This window comes from Enterobacter sp. UNJFSC 003 (genome assembly GCF_036903355.1).
Taxonomy (GTDB): Bacteria; Pseudomonadota; Gammaproteobacteria; order Enterobacterales; family Enterobacteriaceae; genus Enterobacter.
In genome coordinates this window covers 510,348-535,393 of record NZ_JBAKHK010000001.1, presented here as the reverse complement: position 1 = coordinate 535,393, position 25,046 = coordinate 510,348, and the positions used below count along the sequence as shown (strand labels likewise).

Here is a 25,046-nt window from a genome sequence, read left to right as displayed (position 1 = left end):
GTTTTTTCCAGGACTAACCCGCTTTGTGCTCAACCGCAACATACATCTCAATGTCCCAGTAGCCGTCCGCGTTGCCATCATTGAGATAACGCTCGAAGCACGGTTTTGGGGCGATCTGATATTTGTTGTCTTCGAGGAGGGAGTTAAAGAACTGATACCACGGGGTGGCGAAGTCATAATTTTCAACGCGCGCGGTTGCGACGGCATAATCCCCCGCGGCGATTTCCGTCATCATTACCCCTTCGCTGTTGTCAGGGACGATGAAATCGTCCGGCACCGTAACGGCCGTATCACAGCGTAATTTTTCTGCCGGCACTTCATCCGGGTTGTCGTAGTACACCGCCACCCACTCCAGCGGCTCAATGTGACGGCCATCGACCCACATAACCAGCTGTTCAAACCCCTGCTTGACCGTTTTTTCCCACGGCCCGACCAGGTGAAAGCCAGCGATCTTACGTTTCTGTTGCTGCTTGATGCTGTAGTCCATGCTGCCTCCGTTTATTACTGTATATATATACACTATAAAGCAGAATGACTATTATCGACAAAGGACACGTGTTTATTATGTGAGCAGACTCGCAACCCCGCCAGTCTGCTCGCAAAGATTAAATATGATGATGCAGGTAATCACCCAGACGGGAGAAAAGGCCCCCCTTATCAACGCTTTCTAGCGTCACCAGCGGCCAGTGCGCTACCACCTTGTCGCGGTCGTACAATTGAATCTCCCCGACGCGCTGATGGGCCGCAATGGGCGCTTCGAGCTCTTTTTTATCCAGCACGTACTTCGCCTTTATGTTAGGCACTTCAGCCTTCGGTAAGGCCAGCCAGAAATCCTGATCGGTGCCGAGCGCGATCTGCTCTTTGTCGCCGTACCAGATACGCTCTGTTCCCACTTTCTTACCGTTATGCAGGATCTGCACAGTATCGAAATTCTGTTGCCCCCAGTGCAGCAGTTTGCGCGCCTGATCCTCGCGCCCTTTCGGACTGTCCGCCCCCATCACTACCGCGATTAAACGGCGCTGACCATCCACTGCGGAAGCAATCAGGTTAAAACCTGCGCCAGAGGTGTGTCCCGTTTTCAGGCCATCCACGTTCATGGTTTTATCCCACAGCAGGCCGTTACGGTTTTGCTGGGTGATCCCGTTCCAGGTGAGGCTTTTTTCGCTATACATATGATAGAACTCAGGTTCACCGTGAATTATGGCTCGGGAGAGCACGGCAAGATCGTAGGCAGAACTGTGCTGCCCCGGCGCATCCAGTCCGTGTACGGTTTCAAAGTGGGTTTCGCGCAGATTCAGCTTTTGCACATAGTCGTTCATCATATTGACGAACTGCGGCTGCCCCCCGGCTACGTGATCCGCCAGCGCCACGCAGGCGTCGTTGCCGGAGTCAACAATCAGGCCGCGGCTCAGGTCGCGTACCGATACGCGGTCGCCCTCTTTCAGGAACATCAGCGATGAGCCGTCAAAAACCGGATTCCCCTTTGCCCAGGCATCGCGGCCAACGGTCACGATGTCATCCGGCGTAATACGATGGCTATCGATGGCGCGGTCGACGACGTAGCCCGTCATCAGCTTAGTAAGGCTTGCCGGATTACGTTGTTGATGTTCGTTGCCCGCCGTTAAGATCTGACCAGTAGTGTAATCCATCAGCACCCAGGATCCGGCCTGAATAGCCGGCGGCTGCGGAGAAAAATCCAGCGGATTGGCAGCCAGCGCAGATGAGATACTCGAAGCGAGTAAAGAAACAGCAATAAACAGACGGCGTTTCAACGGTATATCCTCAGGTCATTAAAAATCGTTGACCTTTTTACGGGAGTTCTGATGTCGTTACCTGCCTTAATTGCAAAAAAATGTGACAGACCGCATATTTTTCTCTGAAGGGGGTGCGCAAATTTCATGTCTAAAAGCGCTTTTTGTTCGGTCTGACCATCACGATGGTTTACCATAGCGGCGTCAATGTTAAACAGGATGGTATTACTGGTGTCTGACTCTGCCGCGCGCCCGACTTTTTTGTTCCACGATTATGAAACCTTTGGCACTCATCCGGCGCTGGACAGGCCGGCGCAGTTTGCCGCCATCCGTACCGACGACGAATTCAACATTATTGGCGAGCCAGAGGTCTTTTACTGTAAACCTGCCGATGATTACCTGCCGCAGCCAGGCGCGGTGATGGTCACCGGGATCACGCCGCAGGAAGCGCGGGAAAAAGGGGTTAACGAAGCAGAGTTTGCCCAACGTATCCACGCGCTATTTACCGTCCCGAATACCTGCGTGGTGGGTTACAACAACATCCGTTTTGATGATGAAGTCACGCGCAATATTTTTTACCGCAACTTCTACGATCCCTACGCCTGGAGCTGGCAGAACCGCAACTCGCGCTGGGATTTGCTCGACATTATGCGAGCCTGCTATGCCCTGCGCCCTGAAGGAATCAACTGGCCTGAAAATGATGAAGGGCTGACCAGCTTCAGGCTGGAACACCTGACGCGCGCCAACGGGATTGAGCACAGCAATGCCCACGACGCGATGGCGGACGTCTACGCTACCATCGCAATGGCAAAGCTGGTGAAAACCGCTCAGCCGCGGCTGTTTGAGTATCTCCTGAGCCACCGCAGCAAGCAGAAACTCACTACCCTGATTGATGTGCCGCAGATGAAACCGCTGGTGCATATTTCCGGTATGTTCGGGGCGTGGCGCGGCAATACCAGCTGGGTCGCCCCGCTTGCCTGGCATCCTGACAACCGCAATGCGGTCATCATGGTCGATTTGGCTGGGGATATTGCACCGCTGCTGGAACTCGACAGCGATACGTTACGTGAACGGCTGTATACCCCGAAAAATGAACTGGGCGATCTGCCTGCTGTGCCTGTCAAACTGGTGCACATCAACAAATGTCCGGTGCTTGCGCAGGCCAACACGCTGCGTCCGGAAGATGCTGACCGCCTCGGCATCAACCGTCAGCACTGCCTGGATAACCTCAAGGTGCTGCGCGACAATCCACAGGTGCGTGAAAAAGTGGTGGCTATCTTCGCTGAGGCAGAGCCTTTTGTGCCCTCTGACAACATCGACGCGCAGCTCTATAACGGCTTCTTTAGCGATGCCGACCGCGCGGCCATGAATATCGTTTTGCAAACCGACCCGCGTAACTTACCGGCGCTGGATATCACCTTTGCGGATAAGCGCATTGAAAAACTGATGTTTAATTACCGCGCGCGCAACTATCCCGGCACGCTGGATGAAGCGGAGCAGGAACGCTGGCTGCAGCATCGTCGCAACGTCTTTACGCCGGAATTCCTGCACGGCTATGCTCAGGAGCTGGAGTCGCTGTACAACCAGTATGAAGGTGATGCAGAAAAGCAGACGCTATTGAAAGCGCTGTTCCAGTACGCGCAAGAGATAGTCTGAAATGAAGATATAAAAAAACCGGAGATGAAAATCTCCGGTTTTTTTTGCCCTGAGGCGTTGCGCTTACGCGACGTCTTCGTACTGAGGAACCGGGTTGCGGAAGCTCTTGGTCACGCAGGCCAGGTAAATCAGACCGATAGCACCCCAGATCAGACCCAGAACCATTGAGCTCTCTTCCAGGTTAATCCACAGCGCACCGACGGTCAGCGCACCACACACCGGGAGCACCAGGTAGTTGAAGTGGTCTTTCAGCGTCTTGTTGCGCTTCTCACGGATCCAGAACTGAGAGATCACGGAGAGGTTAACGAAGGTAAATGCCACCAGCGCACCAAAGTTAATCAGCGCCGTCGCGGTCACCAGGTCGAATTTAATCGCCAGCAGCGCAATCAGGCCAACCAGCAGTACGTTCCACGCCGGGGTGCGCCATTTTGGATGCACGTAGCCGAAGAAGCGGGTGGGGAACACACCGTCACGGCCCATGACGTACATCAGGCGAGAAACACCTGCGTGCGCTGCCATACCGGATGCCAGAACGGTCACGCTGGAGAAGATCAGCACGCCCCACTGGAAGGTTTTCCCTGCTACGTACAGCATGATTTCAGGCTGTGACGCATCCGGATCTTTAAAGCGCGAGATGTCCGGGAAGTACAGCTGCAGGAAATAAGATGCACCGATAAAGATCAGGCCGCCGATCAGCGCAGTCAGGAAAATCGCTTTCGGGATAACGCGCTCAGCGTCTTTGGTCTCTTCTGACAGAGAAGAGATACCGTCAAAGCCCAGGAACGAGAAGCACAGGATAGTCGCACCGGTAATCATCGGCACGACATGCGCACCTTCAGACCAGAACGGACGTGTGCTGGTGAGCGTACCAGCGCCTTCACCATGAGAAACGCCATAAATGATCAGGCCAACGATAACCGCAACAATACCCATCTGCAGAATAACAATCAGGGTGTTGAAGTTAGCCACGGTCTTAATGCTGCGCAGGTTAGAGATGGTCATAAAGGCCACCAGCGCGACAACAAAGATCCACGACGGTACGGAAGGCACCAGCGCTTCGAAGTAAATTTTTGCCAGCAGAATGTTGATCATCGGCATGAACAGGTAGTCCAGCAGAGATGACCAGCCCACCATAAAGCCAACCGCCGGGCTAATGGATTTCTGAGCATAGGTGTATGCAGAGCCTGCAGACGGGAAACGGCGAACCAGTTTACCGTAGCTCAGCGCTGTAAAGAGAATAGCGACCAGCGCAAAGGCGTACGCCGTTGCAACATGACCGTCCGTAAGGCCTGATACGATACCGAATGTATCGAACAGCGTCATCGGTTGCATATAGGCAAGGCCCATCATAACAACCGGAATCAACGTAAGCGTTTTACGTAATTCCACGCGAGAGGTGTTTGGAGTTGCGTTATGCGACATGAATTTTCTCCTTGAAGGTGAAAACCGCCACGTAAGCGAAAAATTGCCCCATTTCTGTATTCCTCAGCGACAACAACTGTCGGATTTTAGTAAATATCTATCCGGTACGAAGCCCGGCCTCTTGGTTTTTTAGTTTCGTTTCGTACATGCAAAAAAAAATAACCGACGCCTTTTATATCGTCGATTATTCATTTGTTTGCAGCGGCGGCATTTTGCCCTATTCCAGATACAAAAGGCAATAGATTGAGAAACCCGAGAATAAATTAAATTTACTAACAGGTTGATTTCTCGGCATCCTCCTGAGTATAGACGGCGGCGATAGCACTATTTGCTAAAATTTCGTCTCGCCACCAGGCGCTGGCAAGCCCGGCGGTTTGTTCATTCCAGCCCACCCAAACCGACTCATTGCCATTTTGCGCAAGAACCTGTTTTTCAACAAGCGCGCCGCTATCTAGAAAGCGTTGCGCCAGATAGCGAGGAACATAGCCGCAGCCCAACCCACTGATTTGTAGCTCCAGCTTGGTTTTGAAGTCGAAAACGGTGATCGCCTCTTGCTCATCAAGCAGTTGCGAAGAGACCGCGCACTCGGGAAGGGAGCTATCGCCCACGACAATCGCACGATAACCCCTTAACGTCCGCCGATTAATCGGCTCCGGCTCGTTCGCCAGCGGATGATGGGGGGCGACGGCAAATACCTGCTCCAGAACGCCAAGCCGGGCAAAGCCAAATTCACTCAGCTGGGGCGGCTCACGCAGCGCACCGACGATGATATCCGCTCGCCCCTGCGTTAAGGCATCCCAGGATCCCCCCAGCACACCATTGATGAAGACCAGACGGGTCACGCTGTGATGCTGATAAAACGCCTCAATCAGCGGCGCGAGGAGTGAAAAGGGAAAGGTATCGTCAACGCCTATCACCAGCTGGTTTTCCCAGCCCTGATGAAGCTTAATGGCCTGTTTTTCCAGCTCGCGAACGGAGTGAAGCACTTCGCGCCCTTTTTCCAGCAGCATTTGCCCCGTACGGGTAAAACGCGCTCGGTGGCCGGAGCGGTCGAGGATCTGGATATTGAGATCGCTTTCGAGCTTATGAACGGTGTAGCTCAGCGCAGAGGGGGTTTTATAGAGCTTTGCTGACGCTGCCGCAAAGCTCCCCTCTTTTTCCAGCGCATCCAGAATAATAAGTACATCCAGCAGCGGTTTCATGTTCGCCCCCTCGCGGTGCGCGATTGTCTTCGCTGATGGCGTTATTCCATGGGCATCACCAGCGGGTCGGGATACTGATACTCAAATCCCAGTTCATGACAAATACGGTTGCCATCAACAATTTTGCCTTTCCCTTCACCTTTTGCATCGCCGAACACGGGCGGCGCAAGACCCAGTTGACGAGCCATCAGCGGGTAGAACGTACTGCGCGCAGGATGTGAAGGCGCACATATATTATAGATGTGCCCGCCTTTTGGAGCCTGTAAGAGTAGTTCAATCGCGCCAATAACATCTTCAAGATGAACCAGATTCACGCCATGCTGCCCGTCCGGGGCAGATTTCCCGGCGAAGAAGCGTCCTGGGTGTCTGCCCGGCCCCACCAGTCCCGCCAGGCGCAAAATGTCCACCTGGGTACCCGGCAGATGATGCAGCCAGTCTTCCAATTCTTTCAGCACGCGACCGCTGGCGGTCACCGGCCGACGCTCGCTGCTCTCCTTCACCGTCCCCTCTGCGTCGCCATAAACCGAGGTAGAACTGGTGAAAATGATGCGTGGGATATGATGCGCCAGCGCGCTATCGACAATTTCCTGCATCGCCTGCAGGTAGAAGGCGTCTCCCGGTCCACTGCGGCGCGCAGGTAACGTAATCACCAGCGCATCAACGTCCATTAATGCGTCCAGGTCATCTGCGTCACACACCAGCTCAGGCTCAAGGCGCAGTTCAACGCCTTCGATTCCACACATGCGTGCGGCCTCTACCCCATCCGACGTGGTTTTGCTCCCGGTCACCTGCCAGCCTTTCGCGGCTAATGACATCGCCAGCGGCATTCCCAGCCATCCTAAACCGACAATCGCGACCTTTTTCATGCAAATTCTCCATGCATTAACACGTTTATACTAAGGCTACGCCAGCACTGCGGAACACACAATTCATAGCATCAATATGAAATGAATTAATGATCATAAAAAGCCCTTGCTTTCAGGCGTACAAGTGGTTTAGGTTAAAAGACATCAAATGCATAAGCATTCAAAGAGAATTCATATGACACGCGTTCCATTTAAAAACCACCATCATCACCATCATCCTGACTAGTCTTTCAGGCGATGTGTGCTGGAAGACGTTTGGATCTTCCAGTGGTGCGAGAACGCAAGAGAAAGCCCCCGGAAGATCATCTTCCGGGGGCTTTTTTTTGGATCGTATTCAGACAGGTTAAAACAGGTTAACGAGGAATAAAGAATGTTAGATAACTCACGTTTACGCATAGCTATTCAGAAATCAGGCCGTTTGAGTGACGATTCACGCGAACTGCTGGCCCGCTGCGGGATCAAAATCAACCTGCACACCCAGCGCCTGATTGCTCTGGCTGAAAATATGCCCATCGACATTCTGCGCGTACGTGATGACGATATCCCCGGCCTGGTAATGGATGGCGTTGTCGACCTCGGCATCATTGGCGAAAACGTACTGGAAGAAGAGCTGCTGACTCGCCGTGCCCAGGGTGAAGACCCGCGCTACTTTACGCTGCGTCGTCTGGATTTCGGCGGCTGCCGTCTGTCGCTGGCCACGCCTGCCGATGAAGCCTGGGATGGCCCGGCAGCCCTGAACGGTAAACGTATCGCGACCTCCTACCCTCACCTGTTAAAGCGTTACCTGGATCAGAAAGGCGTGCAGTTCAAATCCTGCCTGCTGAACGGTTCTGTTGAAGTTGCCCCGCGAGCGGGTCTGGCCGATGCCATCTGTGACCTCGTCTCAACCGGCGCGACGCTGGAAGCCAACGGCCTGCGCGAAGTGGAAGTCATTTACCGCTCCAAAGCCTGTCTTATCCAGCGCGATGGCGAGATGGCCGATGCTAAGCAACAGCTGATTGACAGATTGCTGACCCGTATTCAGGGCGTCATTCAGGCACGTGAATCCAAATACATCATGATGCACGCGCCAACGGAGCGTCTGGATGAAGTTATCGCTCTGCTGCCAGGCGCCGAGCGCCCGACTATTCTACCGCTGGCAGGCGATCAGCAGCGTGTGGCGATGCACATGGTCAGCAGCGAAACCCTGTTCTGGGAAACCATGGAAAAACTGAAGGCGTTGGGTGCAAGCTCCATCCTGGTGCTGCCAATTGAGAAGATGATGGAGTAACGACCATGAGTTTTAACACAATCATCGACTGGAACAGTTACAACGAGCAGCAGCAACGCGCGCTGCTGACGCGCCCGGCGATCTCAGCCTCTGAGAGCATCACCCGCACGGTCGCCGAGATCCTCGATAACGTAAAAGCCCGCGGAGACGACGCGCTGCGCGAGTACAGCGCGAAGTTCGATAAAACCGAGGTCGGCGCGCTAAGGGTTACCGAGCAGGAAATTGCCGAGGCGGAAAGCCGTCTCGGTGATGAGATTAAACAGGCGATGGCCGTCGCGGTGAAGAACATCGATACCTTCCACACGGCGCAAAAACTGCAGACCGTGGATGTAGAAACCCTGCCCGGCGTGCGCTGTCAGCAGGTCACGCGCCCTGTCGCGTCAGTGGGGCTCTATATTCCCGGCGGTTCCGCCCCGCTGTTCTCCACCGTATTAATGCTGGCGACCCCGGCGCGCATCGCCGGCTGTCAGAAAGTGGTGCTTTGCTCCCCGCCGCCGATTGCCGATGAAATTCTGTATGCGGCAAAACTCTGCGGCGTGCAGGAGGTATTTAACGTGGGCGGCGCGCAGGCGATTTCCGCTCTGGCCTTTGGCACGCAGTCCATTCCTAAGGTCGACAAAATTTTTGGCCCGGGCAATGCCTGGGTGACCGAAGCCAAGCGCCAGGTCAGCCAGCGTCTGGACGGCGCGGCCATTGACATGCCTGCCGGCCCGTCTGAAGTGCTAGTGATTGCCGACAGCGGCGCAACGCCGGACTTCGTGGCGTCCGACCTGTTATCTCAGGCGGAACACGGCCCCGATTCACAGGTGATTTTGCTGACCCCCGACGCCGATATGGCGAAACGCGTGGGCGAAGCCGTGGAGCGTCAGCTTGCCGACCTGCCTCGCGCAGAAACGGCACGCCAGGCGTTATCCGCCAGCCGCCTGATTGTGGCGCGCGATCTTGACCAGTGCATCGCCATTTCTAATCAGTATGGCCCCGAGCACCTGATTATTCAGACCCGTAATGCACGCGACCTGGTCGACAGCATCACCAGCGCGGGGTCGGTTTTCCTGGGTGACTGGTCACCGGAATCTGCGGGCGATTACGCCTCCGGTACCAACCACGTGCTGCCGACGTACGGATATACCTCAACCTGCTCCAGCCTCGGCCTGGCCGATTTTCAAAAACGCATGACCGTGCAGGAACTGTCCCGCGAAGGATTTGCCGCACTGGCATCCACCATAGAGATACTGGCCGCCGCAGAACGCCTGACTGCCCACAAAAACGCCGTGACGCTGCGCGTTGCCGCCCTGAAGGAGCAAGCATGAGCATTGAAGAATTAGCCCGCGAAAATGTCCGTCGACTGACGCCATATCAGTCTGCTCGCCGTCTGGGCGGTAACGGTGACGTCTGGCTGAACGCCAACGAATTCCCCACGGCGGTGCAGTTTGAGCTGTCGCAGCAAACGCTGAACCGCTATCCCGAGTGTCAGCCCAAAGCGGTGATCGAAAACTATGCGCAGTACGCGGGCGTTAAACCTGAGCAGGTGCTGGTCAGCCGTGGCGCAGATGAAGGCATCGAGCTGCTGATCCGCGCCTTCTGCGAGCCGGGTAAAGATGCCGTGATGTACTGTCAACCCACCTACGGGATGTACAGCGTCAGTGCTGAAACCTTTGGCGTGGCCTGCCGCAACGTGCTTGCGCTGGAAGACTGGCAGCTGGATCTGCAGGGTATTGCCGATAATCTCGACGGCGTAAAAGTTGTGTTTGTCTGCAGCCCGAACAACCCGACCGGGCAGATCGTTAATCCGCAGGATATCCGCACGCTGCTGGAAATGACGCGCGGCAAGGCGCTGGTAGTGGCCGACGAAGCCTATATTGAGTTTTGCCCGCAGGCCACGCTGGCAGGCTGGATCGAAGAGTATCCTCACCTGGTGGTGTTGCGTACGCTGTCGAAAGCGTTCGCCCTGGCCGGACTGCGCTGCGGGTTTACCCTGGCCAATAAAGACGTCATCGACCTGCTGCTGAAGGTGATCGCACCCTATCCGCTTTCAACGCCGGTGGCCGACATTGCTGCGCAGGCGCTGGCACCGCAGGGCATCAACGCGATGCGCGAGCGCGTGGCGCAGATCCTCGAGGAACGTCAGTATTTGGTCACCGCCCTGAAGGCGATTCCTTGCGTAGAGCACGTGTTCGACTCTGAAACCAACTACATCCTGGTGCGCTTTACCGCCTCCAGCGCTGTGTTTAAATCTTTATGGGATCAGGGCATTATCTTACGAGACCAAAATAAACAACCATCCTTAAGCGGCTGCCTGCGTATTACCGTGGGCACCCGTGCAGAGAGCCAGCGCGTTATTGACGCCCTGAAAGCGGAGAAAGTATGAGTCAGAAGTATCTCTTTATCGATCGCGACGGCACTATCATTTCGGAGCCACCTACCGATTTTCAGGTCGATCGTTTCGACAAACTGGCTTTTGAACCCGACGTCATCCCGGTACTGCTCAAGCTGCAGAAGGCGGGCTTTAAGCTGGTGATGATCACCAACCAGGACGGACTGGGCACTGACAGCTTCCCGCAGGTGGATTTTGATGGCCCGCACAACCTGATGATGCAGGTGCTCACCTCACAGGGTGTGGCGTTTGATGAAGTGCTGATCTGTCCGCACCTGCCAGCAGACGAGTGCGATTGCCGTAAGCCCAAAGTGAAGCTGGTTGAGCGCTATCTGGCTGAAGAAGCGTTAGATAAAGCCAACAGCTATGTGATCGGAGACCGGATGACCGACATCACGCTCGCCGAAAACATGGGCATCGCCGGGCTGCGCTATAACCGTGACGACCTCAACTGGACGAAGATTGGCGAGCAACTGACCCTGCGCGACCGCTACTCGCACGTTGAGCGTAATACCAAAGAGACGCAAATCGACGTTAAGGTCTGGCTGGACCGTGAAGGCAGCAGCAAGATCCACACCGGCGTGGGGTTCTTCGACCACATGCTGGATCAAATCGCCACCCACGGCGGCTTCCGCATGGAAATCGCGGTCAAAGGCGATCTTTACATTGACGATCACCACACCGTCGAAGATACCGGCCTGGCGCTGGGCGAAGCGCTGAAGCTGGCGCTGGGCGACAAGCGCGGCATCAACCGCTTTGGCTTTGTCCTGCCGATGGACGAATGCCTGGCGCGCTGCGCGATGGATATCTCCGGGCGCCCGCATCTGGAATATAAAGCCGACTTTACCTACCAGCGCGTGGGCGATCTCAGCACCGAAATGGTGGAGCACTTCTTCCGTTCGCTTTCCTACACCATGGGCCTGACGCTGCACCTGAAAACTAAAGGTAAGAACGACCACCACCGCGTGGAAAGCCTGTTCAAAGCCTTTGGCCGCACCCTGCGTCAGGCAATTCGTGTGGAAGGTGACGCTCTCCCCTCATCGAAAGGAGTGTTGTAATGAACGTGGTGATTCTGGATACCGGATGCGCCAACCTGAACTCCGTGAAATCGGCCATTGCCCGCCACGGCTATGAGCCGACGGTGAGCCGCGATCCGGACGTGGTCTTGCGTGCGGACAAACTCTTCCTGCCGGGCGTGGGTACCGCACAGGCCGCAATGGATCAAATTCACGAGCGTGAACTGGTTGAACTGATCAAAGCCTGTACGCAACCGGTACTGGGGATTTGCTTAGGGATGCAGATTCTCGGTCGTCGCAGCGAAGAGAACAACGGCGTTGACCTGCTGGGGATTATTGACGAAGACGTGCCAAAAATGACCGACCACGGCCTGCCGCTGCCACACATGGGCTGGAACCGCGTTTACGCCAAAGCGGGAGACAGGCTGTTTCGCGGGATCGAAGACGGCGCGTATTTTTACTTCGTGCATAGCTACGCCATGCCGGTGAACGCAAACACCATTGCCCAGTGCAATTACGGCGAGGCCTTCACCGCCGCGGTACAGAAAGATAACTTTTACGGCGTGCAGTTTCACCCGGAACGCTCTGGCGCGGCAGGCGCGCAGTTGCTGAAAAACTACCTGGAGATGTGATGATTATTCCCGCTTTAGACTTAATCGACGGCACGGTTGTTCGTCTCCACCAGGGCGATTACGCCCAGCAGCGCGACTACGGCAATGACCCGCTGCCGCGCCTGCAGGACTACGCCGCGCAGGGCGCGGAGGTGCTGCACCTGGTCGACCTGACCGGCGCGAAAGATCCGGCGAAACGCCAGATCCCTCTGCTCAAAAAGCTGGTTGCCGGCGTGGATGTTCCTGTGCAGGTTGGCGGCGGCGTGCGTACGGAAGACGATGTTGCCGCCCTGCTGGACGCGGGCGTGGCGCGCGTGGTGGTCGGCTCTACCGCCGTGAAAGATCCTGATACGGTAAAGGGCTGGTTCCGCCGCTTCGGCGCCGATGCGCTGGTGCTGGCGCTGGACGTTCGCATTGATGAACAGGGTAACAAGCAGGTTGCCGTTAGCGGCTGGCAGGAAAACTCCGGCGTGACGCTGGAGGCGCTGGTGGAAATGTATCTGCCCGTTGGCCTGAAGCACGTGCTGTGCACGGATATCTCCCGCGACGGGACGCTGGCTGGCTCTAACGTCTCGCTTTATGAAGAAGTCTGCGCGCGTTATCCGCAGGTGGCCTTTCAGTCCTCCGGCGGAATAGGTGATTTAGCCGATATCGCCGCGCTGCGCGGTACCGGCGTGCAGGGTGTGATTGTGGGCCGAGCCTTACTGGAAGAAAAATTTACTGTGACGGAGGCGATTCAATGCTGGCAAAACGGATAATCCCTTGCCTGGACGTACGCGACGGCCAGGTGGTGAAAGGCGTGCAGTTCCGCAACCATGAGATCATTGGCGACATCGTCCCGCTGGCCAAACGCTATGCCGAGGAAGGCGCAGACGAACTGGTCTTTTACGATATCACCGCGTCCAGCGACGGACGCGTCGTGGATAAAAGCTGGGTGGCGCGCGTAGCAGAAGTGATTGATATTCCATTCTGCGTGGCGGGCGGGATTAAATCGGCCGAAGACGCAGCAAAAATTCTCTCTTTTGGTGCCGACAAGATTTCGATTAACTCCCCCGCGCTGGCGGACCCGGAACTCATCACTCGCCTGGCCGATCGCTTTGGCGTGCAGTGTATTGTGGTCGGTATCGACACCTGGTTTGACGATGCCACCGGCAAGTACCACGTCAATCAGTACACCGGCGACGAGAACCGTACCCGCGTGACCCAATGGGAGACGCTGGACTGGGTGCAGGAAGTACAGAAACGCGGTGCGGGCGAAATCGTCCTGAACATGATGAACCAGGACGGCGTGCGTAACGGTTACGACCTGGAGCAGCTGAAGAAAGTGCGCGCGGTGTGCAACGTGCCGCTGATCGCCTCCGGCGGCGCGGGCACCATGGAACACTTCCTCGATGCCTTCCGCGTTGCCAACGTCGACGGCGCGCTGGCGGCCTCCGTATTCCATAAACAGATTATCAATATTGGCGAGTTAAAAACGTACCTGGCAGGCCAGGGCGTGGAGATCAGGGTATGTTAACAGAGCAACAACAGGCGCAGCTGGACTGGGAAAAAACGGACGGATTATTGCCGGTGGTTGTACAACATGCCGTTTCGGGCGAAGTGCTGATGCTGGGTTACATGAACCAGGACGCACTGGCAAAAACCCTCGACAGCGGTAAGGTGACCTTTTTCTCACGCACCAAGCAGCGTCTGTGGACCAAAGGTGAAACGTCGGGTCATTTCCTGAACGTGGTGAGCATTACGCCGGACTGCGATAACGACACTCTGCTGGTGCTGGCCAACCCGATTGGCCCAACCTGCCATAAAGGCACCAGCAGCTGCTTTGGTGATGCGAGCCACCAGTGGCTGTTCCTTTACCAGCTTGAGCAACTTCTGGCCGAGCGTAAAACGGCTGACCCTGAAAGTTCGTATACCGCAAAGCTGTACGCGAGCGGGACCAAGCGTATCGCGCAAAAAGTTGGTGAAGAAGGCGTTGAAACCGCGCTGGCAGCCACGGTGAATGACCGGGACGAGCTAACTAACGAGGCGTCGGATCTGATGTATCACCTGCTGGTGCTGCTGCAGGATCAGGAGCTGGATTTAACGGCGGTGATAGAGAATTTACGTAAGCGGCATAAATAAAAAAAGACCGGGGAAACCCGGTCTTTTTTTGTCTGCCAATCAGGCTTTTGGCTTGTAGTTGCGCAGCGCATTGCGGCCCAGCACCACACCAGAACCGATAATCCCGCCCAGCAGTACGGCAAGAATCAGTGTGATGGCTTTTTTCGGGCTATCGCGACGGATAGGCAGATTCGGCTTCATCACGTAACGATATACGTGGATAGTCTCTGGATTTACGTCCAGGTTCTGGATATCCAGCAAGTTCTGCTTGGTCTGATAATAAGCCCCTGAGAAGACCAGCGGACGCGAGGCTTCATTATCAATCATCGATTTCAGGGCTTCGCTACCCAGCAGGAACATCGTTTCCTGGGTCACGTCCTGCGTTTGTTGGATCTGCGGCGTAGTAATTTTTGCCGCTTCGGCGTTCTTCAGCGCCTCGGTGATCTGCTTGATGCGCAGATCTTTCTGCTCCTGAGACACTTTCTCCTGGTTTTCCAGGGAGTCGTTCAGGGTTGTGATCTGTTGTTTGATGTTGTCTCTGAGGTCAAGCGTCAGCTCTTTTGCGGTTTGCTCGTCGACCTGCTGGATGTACTGTGCAAGCTGCTTTTGTGCGGCTTCTGCGGATTCGGCCACATAACTGACGGTTAATGGAAAAGCTTGCCCTTTAACAGTAGAGTCAATGGTTAGCTTTTCTGGGATATCCTGGTTTTCAAGCGCCTCGGCTAATGCTGAAAATGAGGAATTGAAACGACCAATGGCACGTGACTGAATGTCTAGCATTGAAGGTGCAGAACCACCATAGAGGATATTCAATGCGTTAGCGTATGTGGCAATCTGCGCCGCATCAGGCTGGGCAATGATTGCGGACGAGGTCCACTTTTCTTTTGCAACAGTAATATAAACGCCAGCAAGTACGATAAAGACAGCAACAAACGTTCCAATTACCCACTTCCCACGCCACAGTTGCAGCACTAAATCAAGTAAATCAATTTGCTCCGGGTCATTACTGCGCGTGACCAGGTTATTGTTGTTTTGTGTCATACAATCCCTAACAGATCAAAAGGGCAAAAATAATCATGTTCACATAGTGTATCTGTTGCTACGGATTTTTCTATAAGAATCCGATGAGTTATATCGGAAAGATGGGTTATGTAACTTAGATGCGACGCGCTATCATAGCCACATTCTGATGCCGTGGAGCATCAACAGGAACGGAGCGTTAAGAGGAACAATATGAAATTTTTGGTTACGGGTGCAGCAGGCTTTATCGGCGCACATGTTAGCAAGCGACTGCTTGATGCCGGGCATCAGGTTATCGGTATTGATAATCTGAATGACTACTATGACGTCAACCTTAAGCTGGCAAGGCTGGACCTGCTCAAATCCGACAATTTCACTTTCAATAAGATTGATTTGGCCGATCGCGAAGGCATTGCTGCGTTATTCGCCAACGAGAAGTTTGAGCGCGTGATCCATCTGGCCGCGCAGGCTGGCGTTCGCTATTCGCTGGACAATCCGCATGCCTATGCGGAGGCGAACCTGGTCGGTCATCTTAACGTGCTGGAAGGCTGCCGCCACAATAACGTTCAGCATCTGCTGTATGCGTCTTCCAGCTCTGTGTACGGCTTGAACCGCAAGATGCCCTTCTCCACTGATGACTCCGTGGATCACCCGGTATCTTTGTACGCGGCGACCAAAAAAGCCAATGAGCTGATGTCGCACACCTATTCGCATCTGTATAACCTGCCAACGACTGGGCTGCGCTTCTTTACCGTGTATGGCCCTTGGGGACGCCCGGACATGGCGCTGTTCAAGTTTACGAAAGCGATGATCGAAGGTAAAAGCATCGACGTGTATAACTACGGCAAGATGAAGCGTGACTTCACATACATCGATGACATCGCCGAAGCCATTATCCGCCTGCAGGACGTGATTCCACAGGCTGACGCAAACTGGAGCGTTGAGACCGGTTCACCCGCCACCAGCTCTGCGCCGTATCGCGTTTACAACATCGGCAACAGCTCCCCTGTTGAATTGATGGATTACATTACTGCGCTTGAAGAGGCTTTGGGCACAAAAGCAGAGAAAAATATGATGCCTATCCAACCGGGTGACGTGCTGGAGACCAGCGCGAATACCAAAGCACTGTATGAGGTAATCGGCTTTAAGCCGCAGACCACGGTGAAGGATGGGGTAAAAAACTTCGTCGACTGGTACCGGAATTTCTACAAGGTTTAAAACTAAAAACCCGGCGAATTCGCCGGGTTTTTTAATAGACAGAGGCTGATGATCAGTCACTACCAAACAGATCGCGGGTGTAGACTTTAGCCTGTACATCCGCCAGCTCTTCGGCCATGCGATTCGAAATGATCACATCCGCCTCTTTCTTGAAGGCATCCAGATCGCGAACGACGCGAGAATGGAAGAACTCGTCTTCCTGCATCGCGGGTTCATAGATAATGACCTGCACGCCTTTCGCCTTAATACGCTTCATGATCCCCTGAATGGAGGAGGCACGGAAGTTATCAGAGCCGCTCTTCATGATGAGGCGATACACACCCACCACCTTCGGCTGGCGCGCCAGGATGGAATCAGAGATAAAGTCTTTGCGCGTGCGGTTAGCATCAACGATTGCAGAGATCAGGTTGTTTGGCACCGCCTGATAGTTTGCCAGCAGCTGCTTGGTATCTTTTGGCAGGCAGTAACCGCCGTAACCAAAGGATGGGTTGTTGTAGTGGTTACCGATACGGGGGTCTAAACAAACACCTTCAATAATTTGGCGGGTATTCAGGCCCAGACTTTCTGCGTAGCTGTCCAGCTCGTTAAAGTAAGCAACGCGCATTGCCAGGTAGGTGTTTGCGAAAAGCTTAATCGCCTCAGCTTCAGTAGAATCAGTGAACAGTACCGGGATTTCTTTCTTGATTGCGCCTTCCTGCAACAGCGCAGCAAAACGTTCTGCACGCTCAGAGCGCTCGCCGATGACAATACGTGAAGGATGCAGGTTATCGTATAACGCCCTGCCCTCGCGCAGAAACTCTGGCGAGAAGAAGACATTATCAATACCCAACTCTTCTTTGATCGATTGCGTAAAGCCCACAGGAATGGTCGATTTGATGATCATCACTGCGTTAGGGTTAATCGCTACCACGTCTTTAATAACGGCTTCAACCGTAGAGGTATTGAAGTAGTTAGTTTTCGGGTCGTAATCGGTTGGTGTGGCAATGATGACATAATCCGCATTGCGGTACGCATCTTCTTTGTCCGTGGTAGCACGGAAGTTCAGCGGTTTGTTTGACAGATAGTCCTGGATCTCTGTGTCAACAATCGGGGACTTCTTCTGATTAAGCATATCGACTTTGGCCTGAATGATATCCAGCGCGACCACTTCATGGTGTTGTGCGATCAGAATGCCGTTTGATAGACCAACATAGCCTGTTCCGGAGATTGTTATTTTCATTCGCTAATGACTTCTGTGAGTTAACTGGACAGATGGCCGCCTGACCATCGCGATAAACATAACTGTTGGGCTTTGTACCCCCTTGCCAACAGAACTGTCAAGGCGAAGCGGGTAAAACCCTAGCGATTGCGGAAACATTCAGACTACTTCGAATAACATTCATCATTTTTTGGACAAAAAAAACCCGGAGAAGTACTCCGGGTTTAAATAAATTGGCGCAGACTAATCAGTCCAGCCATTCGGTGTGGAACACACCTTCTTTGTCAGTACGTTTATAAGTATGTGCACCAAAGTAGTCGCGCTGAGCCTGAATCAAATTTGCAGGCAGAACGGCAGCACGGTAGCTGTCGTAGTACGCAACTGCTGCAGAGAAGGTTGGAACCGGGATACCGTTCTGTACAGCGTAGGCAACCACGTCACGGAGCGCCTGCTGGTATTCATCCGCAATTTTCTTGAAGTACGGTGCCAGCAGCAGGTTTGCAATGCCTGCATTTTCAGCGTAGGCATCGGTAATTTTCTGCAGGAACTGAGCGCGAATGATGCAGCCCGCACGGAAGATCTTCGCGATTTCGCCGTAGTTCAGATCCCAGTTATTCTCGTCTGAAGCCGCACGCAGCTGAGAGAAACCTTGCGCATAAGATACGATTTTACCCAAGTATAACGCCCGACGAACTTTCTCAACGAACTCCGCTTTTTCACCAGCTGGTTTAGCCTGTGGGCCAGAAAGCACTTTAGAGGCGGCAACACGCTGCTCTTTCAGAGAAGAGATATAGCGTGCAAATACGGATTCGGTGATCAGAGACAGCGGCTCACCGAGGTCCAGCGAGCTTTGGCTGGTCCATTTACCGGTACCTTTGTTGGCAGCCTCATCCAGAATCACATCGACCAGATATTTACCCTCTTCATCTTTCTTAGTGAAGATATCCTTGGTGATGTCGATCAGATAGCTGTTCAGCTCGCCTTTGTTCCACTCAGTAAAGGTTTCAGCAAGTTCTTCATTGGAGAGATTCAGGCCACCTTTCAGCAGGGAGTAGGCTTCCGCAATCAGCTGCATGTCGCCGTACTCGATACCGTTGTGAACCATCTTCACGTAGTGACCCGCACCGTCAGCACCAATATAGGTTACGCACGGCTCGCCGTCTTCAGCAACGGCAGCAATTTTGGTCAGGATAGGTGCGACCAGCTCATACGCTTCTTTCTGGCCGCCAGGCATGATCGATGGACCTTTCAGGGCACCCTCTTCACCACCGGACACACCGGTACCGATGAAGTTGAAGCCTTCAGCAGACAGTTCACGGTTACGACGGATGGTGTCGTGATAGAAGGTATTACCACCATCAATGATGATGTCGCCTTTATCAAGATAAGGTTTTAGGGAATCGATAGCAGCATCGGTACCCGCGCCCGCTTTCACCATTAACAGGATACGACGAGGCGTTTCCAGGGACTCAACGAACTCTTTAACCGTATAGAAAGGAACCAGTTTCTTGCCAGGGTTTTCGGCAATCACTTCTTCGGTTTTTTCACGAGAGCGGTTGAAAACGGAGACGGTATAACCACGGCTTTCGATGTTGAGCGCCAGGTTGCGCCCCATCACTGCCATACCGACAACGCCGATCTGTTGCTTGGACATTACATACTCCTGTCAGGTGTGGTCACCACGAAAAATACGTGGCTTGAATGTATCTATGATGTTAACTCAGGATATGAGGTGAAAGGTAGTGGAAGATGCTCTTTAAATTATTTTAATTTTTATCAATGCTTTATGAAACACTGAACATCTTAATACAAGCTTTCATACTGCTTGGAGATAATCTGCCAAGTATATCTGCGTTCTGCAATTTCTTGCATTGCAGCTGCATTATCAGAAATTTTAAGCTTTTGATCATTCAAAAGTTGTACAAGGTTATCGCTATCAGTAAAGTAGAAAGCTTGTCCTTCAGTTGTGAAACGGTTGAAGCTGCAATCATATGCATATATAGGTTTGCCAAAGTGCATTGCTTCAACTAGGGAAGGATTAGTACCTCCAGCAGAATGTCCATGAAGATAGCCAGCACAAGACATTCTAATTTGATAGAGAAGATTTATATCATAAATTGGATTGATTAGCTCGATATTTGAAAAGTGGCTATATTTCTTAACGAGCTCACGTCCATATTCGCTCGAATTCCAATTGCCAATGAATTTAATCTTCTTTTGAATTTTCGTAAAGGAATCAAGAATGAGGTGTATATTATTCTCAGGTTCTATCCGACAGATGCTGAGAAAAAAATCTTCATCGCCAATGAGTAATTTATCAACCCCAGTGGAGGTTGAAATTTCACCAACATTTACTGCGTGATCACCGCCATATGCAATAACTTCACTTTGCAGCTTATATTTACTATAAACATAATCCGACAAAGCTTGATTATCGGTAATAATTATATCAGAAAATTTAATGGCTATGTATTCAGAAAATTTCAAAAATAAACGTGCGAACCGCCCCCACTTTTCTCTCCTCCACTCCAACCCATCAATATTTGTAATAATTTTACTTCGGCTAAAAAGTTTGAAAAAAGGGAAAATAACAGCACCGGAAACACCGAGAACAAGTATCACATCTGGTTTGGCTTTCAGGGTTTGCATTATTGAAACCATATCATATGCAATACTTTGAATTCCATTGGCTTTTAGTGGAATATATTTTAATTTAGCGCCATTGTGGTGTTCTAAACGTGTCGTAAGTTGTTTTGATGAACAAAAGACTTCGTAGTTAATATCTTCACTAGAAAACCTTGTAAGGTTTTCAACAAGCGACTCAAATCCACCATAGGAGGCAGGAATACCAACAATACCAATTATAGATATTTTTTTCATTTATAACCTTCATTCTTCGAATCAATTGAATTAATTGATCGCTTTCCATTCATTAACAGCATAATAGGGAACATATAAAAAACATCTAACAAATTAAAAAATAAAACACTATCCGTCATTGCTTTAATGGGTATTATTGCGAACAATAAAGAGCATATAAAGCCATATCGTAAAAATGTTTTAAACGTCACGACTATAAATAGAATTAAAAGCATTAATACTGGTAGCAACCCAAATAATGAGTGTATTAAGACAAAAGAGTTATGTGGGTTGTTATTTAATATATTAATTATCTCCATTCCATTGAATGATCGACCCAGGACAAGATCAGTCAGACCGAAATTAGAAAAATACTCATCATATATAACACTTCTAGTTGTTTTTAATCCTTCGGAAAAATTTGTATTATCAGCAATTCTTTCATTCAGAGAACTGAAATCGACATACATTATAAAAGGTGAGCAAATCAAAACTACAATCAGCATTCCTTTCAAGCCAAAGGTCTTATATAGAGCAACACACAATATCACTGCGGAAATTAATAAAGCTGTTCTTCCCTTCAATAAAAAGCACATTAATAATGTAACAATTGCGACGGGGAGTAAACTTCTATTTCGTAACGTAAACAAAAAACTACAAGCAACGGGAAAAATTACAAAGGTGGCTACAATATTTCTGCTAGCCTCAAAGAAAATTAGATTTTCATCATGAACAATTAAAAGGCGTATTATAATCAACGCACACGCTAAGAGAAGAAAGTGAAAAAAATAACGCTTATAATCCAAAATATACAATGCATATGAAAAGGCTAAAAATGCCATCCCAGAGAATATAAAGTAGATCTTCAGTTTCCAGTCATCGTTTGGTGATAATAAAGCTGAAACAGAAAATATAATCAAAATAATGGCGAGCCCAAAAATGACGTTTTGGGAGAAATAAGTCCTGTTAAAGATGAATAACATTAGAGAAGATGCTAAAAAAAGGACTGTTACCATTTGTCGAATTAGCACACCATCGAATGTCATTGAAAAGAGATAAATTGCAGTCAATAATAAGAACACTGCTTTAAATATGCTTTTCATCGATATGATCTTTTATAAAAGTGTGAATATGACTAAGAATATTCTTTTCGAAAATATCTTTAGTTAGGTTGGTAGCATAAAACTCTCTAGCTCGGGAAGCTAAAAGTTCAGTATCAACTTTTTGTTGGCAGATATTTTTTAACACTTCGGCGAAAGCGTCACTATCATCTTTATTAATGAGTATCCCATTATAATTATTGCTAACTATCTCTGCAGCTCCGCCATGTGAAGTAGTAATTATTACACATTTTGCTCGCATTGCCTCCAACACTGTAGTTGGAAAAGGATCACTCATAACAGATGGAACCAGAACTACGTCATAGTTGAACATTTGACGATCAGCACAGTCACTGAAACCAAGTAATCTAATATTATTCTCTATATTATTTTCTTTAAGATAATGTCGAAAATCGTCGAGTAATGAAGGTCGATTAGGTGGTGCATCTCCGTATGCATCAATTAATATACTTTGGTTTTCATTATTTGTGAGTTTCTTTACAGCATCAGCTAAAAACCAATATCCTTTTTCAGGCATTATTCTACCTACTATAAGGAATTTCGGGTTGGTTAGATTGATTTTCTTTTGGGCTATGGAAGCATCAAAAATATCTGGAACACCATTTTTTATTACAGTAGCACATATATTCTCGTCACCATTAGTTACATAATCTTTAACTACATTGGATACGCAAAAAATTTGATTCGCACTCTTCTTTATTAGAAAAGCCAATGCTCTGCCTGAGAATTTTTGTTTCTGATTTTCATGGCAATGTACTATATTTTTAACAAGAGATAATTTACAGCTAAAAGAAACCATACCTGCAGCATAGGTGTTAATGTAAAAAAAATCATAATTATTTTTATTTTTGAGCAAATAAAAACTAAATTTTATGAAATCCTTAACAAGAGAAGATATACCTTTTGCAGTAAAAATTTTACTATGTACAACAGGAATAGTTTCGACTTTATGATATTTTATATTCTCAATTTTGCTTGATTGTTTTGACAGAAATTCTTCAAGACACTTTTTATCTTTTTTAAACCAGACTTCAATCAAAAAAGAATTTGATAAAATAGATATTACATAAGATAAAATCTTCGTTGCGCCATAACTGTCATCTAAAGGATGAATTACAACAATCTTTCTCATTTCTTTCAAATCCATTATAGTTTCCTTCAAAGTAACCAGCTTTCTTCAAAAGAGATTCGTTAAAAGAGGTTCCCCATACATGTGTCTGAGCATTACCTTTTACAAAACCCACGCTCGAATAAATTGTTGCTAATACCTCAGGCTGATCCATTAAAATCATGATCTGACCAGGGATTTTTGATTTAATAAAAGTACAGTCAAAATATCGAGAATAATCCGTATTTTCTCGCGGGTGGGATTTTATGCAAATTTCATTTTTATCATAGATGCTGCAATAATGTTCATAAAGAATTTTATAAATCGCGATTTTTTCTATCTCGGACATCATCCCATCTTCTGAAAATGGTTGGGTAAAAATAACAACTTTTGAAAGTGGAATATAAGTCTCATTAGAAAAGAGATCTAGGAAATAGTTTTTCTGAACAGATGATAGGTTATTCCAAGTTTTAGTAATATCGATCTGCATTACTTTGCTGCTGATTTCTTCTGGTATATTAACAATACCAGAGAGAATAACCTCATCTATATCATCGCTCCATCCAAAGAAAGGACCACTTGAACCGAATAGATATTCCCTGAATAAAGATTTTCTATTTTGCTTTGTAGATGCATAATTAGCCAATCCATCTTCAATTAAAACGAAACTATGGCTGCGCTTAATGTAAAGCTGCGAAAAATATAGATGATCATGCCCATACACTTTACTTTTTTTCATGTTAAAATGAAGGCAAAAGTTTTTATAATGATAATAAACAGCCCTTAGCAATAGGCTTATAAATTTAGGATAATTATTGAATGAAGGAAATAACACTGAAGAAGGCAGCTTTCTCTGGACATCTTTTGAAATGCCATCGGAAACAATAAATGATGTTTTTTTAAAATCTTCTGGTTTTATAAGATAATACATGAAAAGACCATGTATATTATTAACAACACAAATTATTGGCAATTGCGATTCTCGACTATTTATCATCTAACATTCCCTAAAGCCCACGGTACAAGTTTTGTTTTGTAAGCAAGAAACCAGGTACCTATAAAACGTAGAAACATCGAGATAGCAAATGAAATCGCGACGCCTTTTATACCAAATGGAGTAATTAATAACATAAGAAGAATGACATTAAATATTCCACAGGCTATTGTTAAAACTGATAACTGTCCTGTTTTTTTGGCGTAAAACAAATAATTAGTTACCATTAAATACATGCCAAGACAAACCTGACCTATGCATAACCAGCCTATAACTGATTGACCTGTTTTATATTTCTCGCCTGCAACCACGGTTAAAACATAAGGTGAAATGAAGAAAGATAAAACACCTATACAAACTAATAAAATAAAATAATAATACGTTTTACTAACAATATGCTTCCTTTCAATAAATGCACTATTGCTCAATTCCTTAAAAAGCCAGGGCATAAATGCTTTATTGACTGCATCGAAAACGATCACCATTCCCATACTTAATTGCATTGCAACCATGTATATACCAGCCTGATCAGAACCCATTTTAGCATTTATAAAAAAACGGTCGACTGAACTAATAAGATACATGCCAAAAACATGAGGTATTAGAGGAACACTAAAACTTAACGCATCCAGGAACATACCTCTATGTATTTTCTTAAAGCTTAATAACTTATCTTTTTGGATGAGAAAAATAACAATGACTAAAATAATAATCATGGAATATATTTGAGCTTCAATTCGTCCCTCTGCATGACGTCCAAGAACCACAACGAAAGCCAATGTAAAAATAAAAAAAAGAAGGCTTTGTCCGATTTGCAACATTCCAAATGAAATCGCTTTTTCAGTAATTTGCCATTGGTTAAGCCGAAATTGGACAATGAAATTTATGCCACTTATTAATATAGCAGCGAGAATCCAGTTTTTATTTATCCCGGTAAAATATTCCAGGTCTGATGAAAACATTAAAGTTAAAGGAATAATGATTGCCAGACTTAAAATCAAAAGATAAAAACAAGCACCGTTGTAATTCCTTAAATAATCTTTATCTTTTTTATCGAAAAAAACCCGCGCGGTAGCCCCTAGAGTGTTAAATGCAATAACTGACACTAATCCTGTAATAATTGTTTGGAAAATAGCGATTTTTCCATACTCAGATGTCGTAAGATATCGAGTTAATATTGGTAAAAGAACAAATGGTATAGATGCATTTAATATGTTTGAAATCAAATAAGCTGATGATTTCTTTAGAAAAGACATAGGA

The 25,046-nt window shown here is 49.2% G+C and carries 24 protein-coding genes and 1 other annotated feature; of the genes, 12 read left to right on the top strand and 12 right to left on the bottom strand.

Features of this window, described 5'->3' with window-relative positions:
- Positions 1-13 precede the first annotated feature (13 nt).
- Positions 14-487 carry a DNA gyrase inhibitor SbmC gene (gene sbmC, locus V5P19_RS02390; protein WP_334399781.1) on the bottom strand — a complete coding sequence of 158 codons (474 nt, stop codon included), beginning with the start codon at positions 485-487 and terminating at the stop codon, positions 14-16.
- Between the two features lie 118 nt (positions 488-605).
- Positions 606-1,778 carry a serine-type D-Ala-D-Ala carboxypeptidase DacD gene (dacD, locus tag V5P19_RS02385; RefSeq protein WP_334401108.1) on the bottom strand — a complete coding sequence of 391 codons (1,173 nt, stop codon included), beginning with the start codon at positions 1,776-1,778 and terminating at the stop codon, positions 606-608.
- A 201-nt stretch (positions 1,779-1,979) separates the two neighbouring features.
- Between dacD and sbcB the strand changes: the two genes are divergently transcribed.
- Positions 1,980-3,407 (top strand): exodeoxyribonuclease I, encoded by a 1,428-nt coding sequence (sbcB, locus tag V5P19_RS02380; protein WP_334401107.1) that lies wholly within the window; start codon positions 1,980-1,982, stop codon positions 3,405-3,407.
- A gap of 63 nt (positions 3,408-3,470) precedes the next feature.
- Here sbcB and V5P19_RS02375 read toward each other — a convergent pair whose 3' ends face one another.
- The 3 genes from V5P19_RS02375 to V5P19_RS02365 form a co-directional block, all read right to left on the bottom strand.
- On the bottom strand, positions 3,471-4,829 hold the full coding sequence (locus V5P19_RS02375) for an APC family permease (protein WP_334399779.1): 1,359 nt from the start codon (positions 4,827-4,829) through the stop codon (positions 3,471-3,473).
- 272 nt (positions 4,830-5,101) lie between these two features.
- Entirely contained in the window at positions 5,102-6,031 is a 930-nt protein-coding gene (locus V5P19_RS02370) for a LysR substrate-binding domain-containing protein (protein WP_334399777.1), read from the bottom strand.
- A gap of 41 nt (positions 6,032-6,072) precedes the next feature.
- Positions 6,073-6,897 carry an SDR family oxidoreductase gene (locus tag V5P19_RS02365; RefSeq protein WP_334399775.1) on the bottom strand — a complete coding sequence of 275 codons (825 nt, stop codon included), beginning with the start codon at positions 6,895-6,897 and terminating at the stop codon, positions 6,073-6,075.
- Between the two features lie 175 nt (positions 6,898-7,072).
- Between V5P19_RS02365 and hisL the strand changes: the two genes are divergently transcribed.
- From hisL to hisIE, 9 genes are all read left to right on the top strand, one after another.
- The gene (hisL, locus tag V5P19_RS02360) at positions 7,073-7,123 is read left to right on the top strand and encodes a his operon leader peptide (protein WP_099516347.1); all 51 of its coding nucleotides are present in this window, start codon (positions 7,073-7,075) and stop codon (positions 7,121-7,123) included.
- Positions 7,099-7,222, top strand: a sequence feature (His leader region). (Overlaps the previous gene by 25 nt.)
- 45 nt (positions 7,223-7,267) lie before the next feature.
- On the top strand, positions 7,268-8,167 hold the full coding sequence (gene hisG, locus V5P19_RS02355; RefSeq protein WP_263610217.1) for an ATP phosphoribosyltransferase: 900 nt from the start codon (positions 7,268-7,270) through the stop codon (positions 8,165-8,167).
- A gap of 5 nt (positions 8,168-8,172) precedes the next feature.
- On the top strand, positions 8,173-9,477 hold the full coding sequence (gene hisD, locus V5P19_RS02350; protein ID WP_334399768.1) for a histidinol dehydrogenase: 1,305 nt from the start codon (positions 8,173-8,175) through the stop codon (positions 9,475-9,477).
- Positions 9,474-10,535: a histidinol-phosphate transaminase gene (gene hisC, locus V5P19_RS02345; protein WP_334399766.1), complete on the top strand. Its 1,062-nt coding sequence runs from the start codon at positions 9,474-9,476 to the stop codon at positions 10,533-10,535. The genes hisD and hisC overlap by 4 nt, the downstream gene beginning before the upstream one ends.
- A complete protein-coding gene (gene hisB, locus V5P19_RS02340; protein ID WP_334399764.1) occupies positions 10,532-11,599 on the top strand; it encodes a bifunctional histidinol-phosphatase/imidazoleglycerol-phosphate dehydratase HisB in 1,068 nt (355 codons plus the stop codon). The genes hisC and hisB overlap by 4 nt, the downstream gene beginning before the upstream one ends.
- Positions 11,599-12,189 carry an imidazole glycerol phosphate synthase subunit HisH gene (hisH, locus tag V5P19_RS02335; protein WP_334399762.1) on the top strand — a complete coding sequence of 197 codons (591 nt, stop codon included), beginning with the start codon at positions 11,599-11,601 and terminating at the stop codon, positions 12,187-12,189. The genes hisB and hisH overlap by 1 nt, the downstream gene beginning before the upstream one ends.
- Positions 12,189-12,926 carry a 1-(5-phosphoribosyl)-5-[(5-phosphoribosylamino)methylideneamino]imidazole-4-carboxamide isomerase gene (hisA, locus tag V5P19_RS02330; RefSeq protein WP_334399760.1) on the top strand — a complete coding sequence of 246 codons (738 nt, stop codon included), beginning with the start codon at positions 12,189-12,191 and terminating at the stop codon, positions 12,924-12,926. Before hisH ends, hisA begins: the two co-directional genes overlap by 1 nt.
- Complete coding sequence (gene hisF, locus V5P19_RS02325; RefSeq protein WP_334399758.1) at positions 12,908-13,684, top strand: imidazole glycerol phosphate synthase subunit HisF; 777 nt, start codon at positions 12,908-12,910, stop codon at positions 13,682-13,684. The genes hisA and hisF overlap by 19 nt, the downstream gene beginning before the upstream one ends.
- Entirely contained in the window at positions 13,678-14,289 is a 612-nt protein-coding gene (gene hisIE / locus V5P19_RS02320) for a bifunctional phosphoribosyl-AMP cyclohydrolase/phosphoribosyl-ATP diphosphatase HisIE (protein ID WP_334399756.1), read from the top strand. The genes hisF and hisIE overlap by 7 nt, the downstream gene beginning before the upstream one ends.
- A gap of 39 nt (positions 14,290-14,328) precedes the next feature.
- Here hisIE and wzzB read toward each other — a convergent pair whose 3' ends face one another.
- Positions 14,329-15,309, bottom strand: coding sequence for an LPS O-antigen chain length determinant protein WzzB (gene wzzB / locus V5P19_RS02315; protein WP_334399754.1), 981 nt, complete (start codon positions 15,307-15,309; stop codon positions 14,329-14,331).
- 192 nt (positions 15,310-15,501) lie between these two features.
- Here wzzB and V5P19_RS02310 point away from each other — a divergent pair, with 192 nt between their 5' ends.
- Positions 15,502-16,506 (top strand): NAD-dependent epimerase, encoded by a 1,005-nt coding sequence (locus tag V5P19_RS02310; protein WP_334399752.1) that lies wholly within the window; start codon positions 15,502-15,504, stop codon positions 16,504-16,506.
- Positions 16,507-16,558: 52 nt separating this feature from the next.
- Here V5P19_RS02310 and ugd read toward each other — a convergent pair whose 3' ends face one another.
- From ugd to V5P19_RS02295, 3 genes are all read right to left on the bottom strand, one after another.
- Entirely contained in the window at positions 16,559-17,725 is a 1,167-nt protein-coding gene (gene ugd / locus V5P19_RS02305) for a UDP-glucose 6-dehydrogenase (protein ID WP_334399751.1), read from the bottom strand.
- 226 nt (positions 17,726-17,951) lie between these two features.
- Positions 17,952-19,358: an NADP-dependent phosphogluconate dehydrogenase gene (gene gndA / locus V5P19_RS02300; RefSeq protein ID WP_334399749.1), complete on the bottom strand. Its 1,407-nt coding sequence runs from the start codon at positions 19,356-19,358 to the stop codon at positions 17,952-17,954.
- A gap of 149 nt (positions 19,359-19,507) precedes the next feature.
- Entirely contained in the window at positions 19,508-20,584 is a 1,077-nt protein-coding gene (locus tag V5P19_RS02295; RefSeq protein ID WP_334399747.1) for a DUF1972 domain-containing protein, read from the bottom strand.
- Positions 20,585-20,710: 126 nt separating this feature from the next.
- On the opposite strand from V5P19_RS02295, the gene V5P19_RS02290 reads away from it, so the two are divergent.
- A complete protein-coding gene (locus V5P19_RS02290) occupies positions 20,711-21,295 on the top strand; it encodes a hypothetical protein (RefSeq protein ID WP_334399745.1) in 585 nt (194 codons plus the stop codon).
- A gap of 354 nt (positions 21,296-21,649) precedes the next feature.
- Here the strand turns inward: V5P19_RS02290 and V5P19_RS02285 are convergent, their stop codons facing one another.
- Genes V5P19_RS02285 through V5P19_RS02275 form a run of 3 tightly spaced genes read right to left on the bottom strand, consistent with a single transcriptional unit; the run spans position 21,650 to position 25,042 of the window.
- Positions 21,650-22,831 (bottom strand): glycosyltransferase family 4 protein, encoded by a 1,182-nt coding sequence (locus V5P19_RS02285; protein WP_334399743.1) that lies wholly within the window; start codon positions 22,829-22,831, stop codon positions 21,650-21,652.
- Complete coding sequence (locus tag V5P19_RS02280) at positions 22,782-23,789, bottom strand: glycosyltransferase family 52 (protein WP_334399740.1); 1,008 nt, start codon at positions 23,787-23,789, stop codon at positions 22,782-22,784. The genes V5P19_RS02285 and V5P19_RS02280 overlap by 50 nt, the downstream gene beginning before the upstream one ends.
- Positions 23,786-25,042 carry an oligosaccharide flippase family protein gene (locus V5P19_RS02275; protein ID WP_334399738.1) on the bottom strand — a complete coding sequence of 419 codons (1,257 nt, stop codon included), beginning with the start codon at positions 25,040-25,042 and terminating at the stop codon, positions 23,786-23,788. The genes V5P19_RS02280 and V5P19_RS02275 overlap by 4 nt, the downstream gene beginning before the upstream one ends.
- Positions 25,043-25,046: the final 4 nt, after the last annotated feature.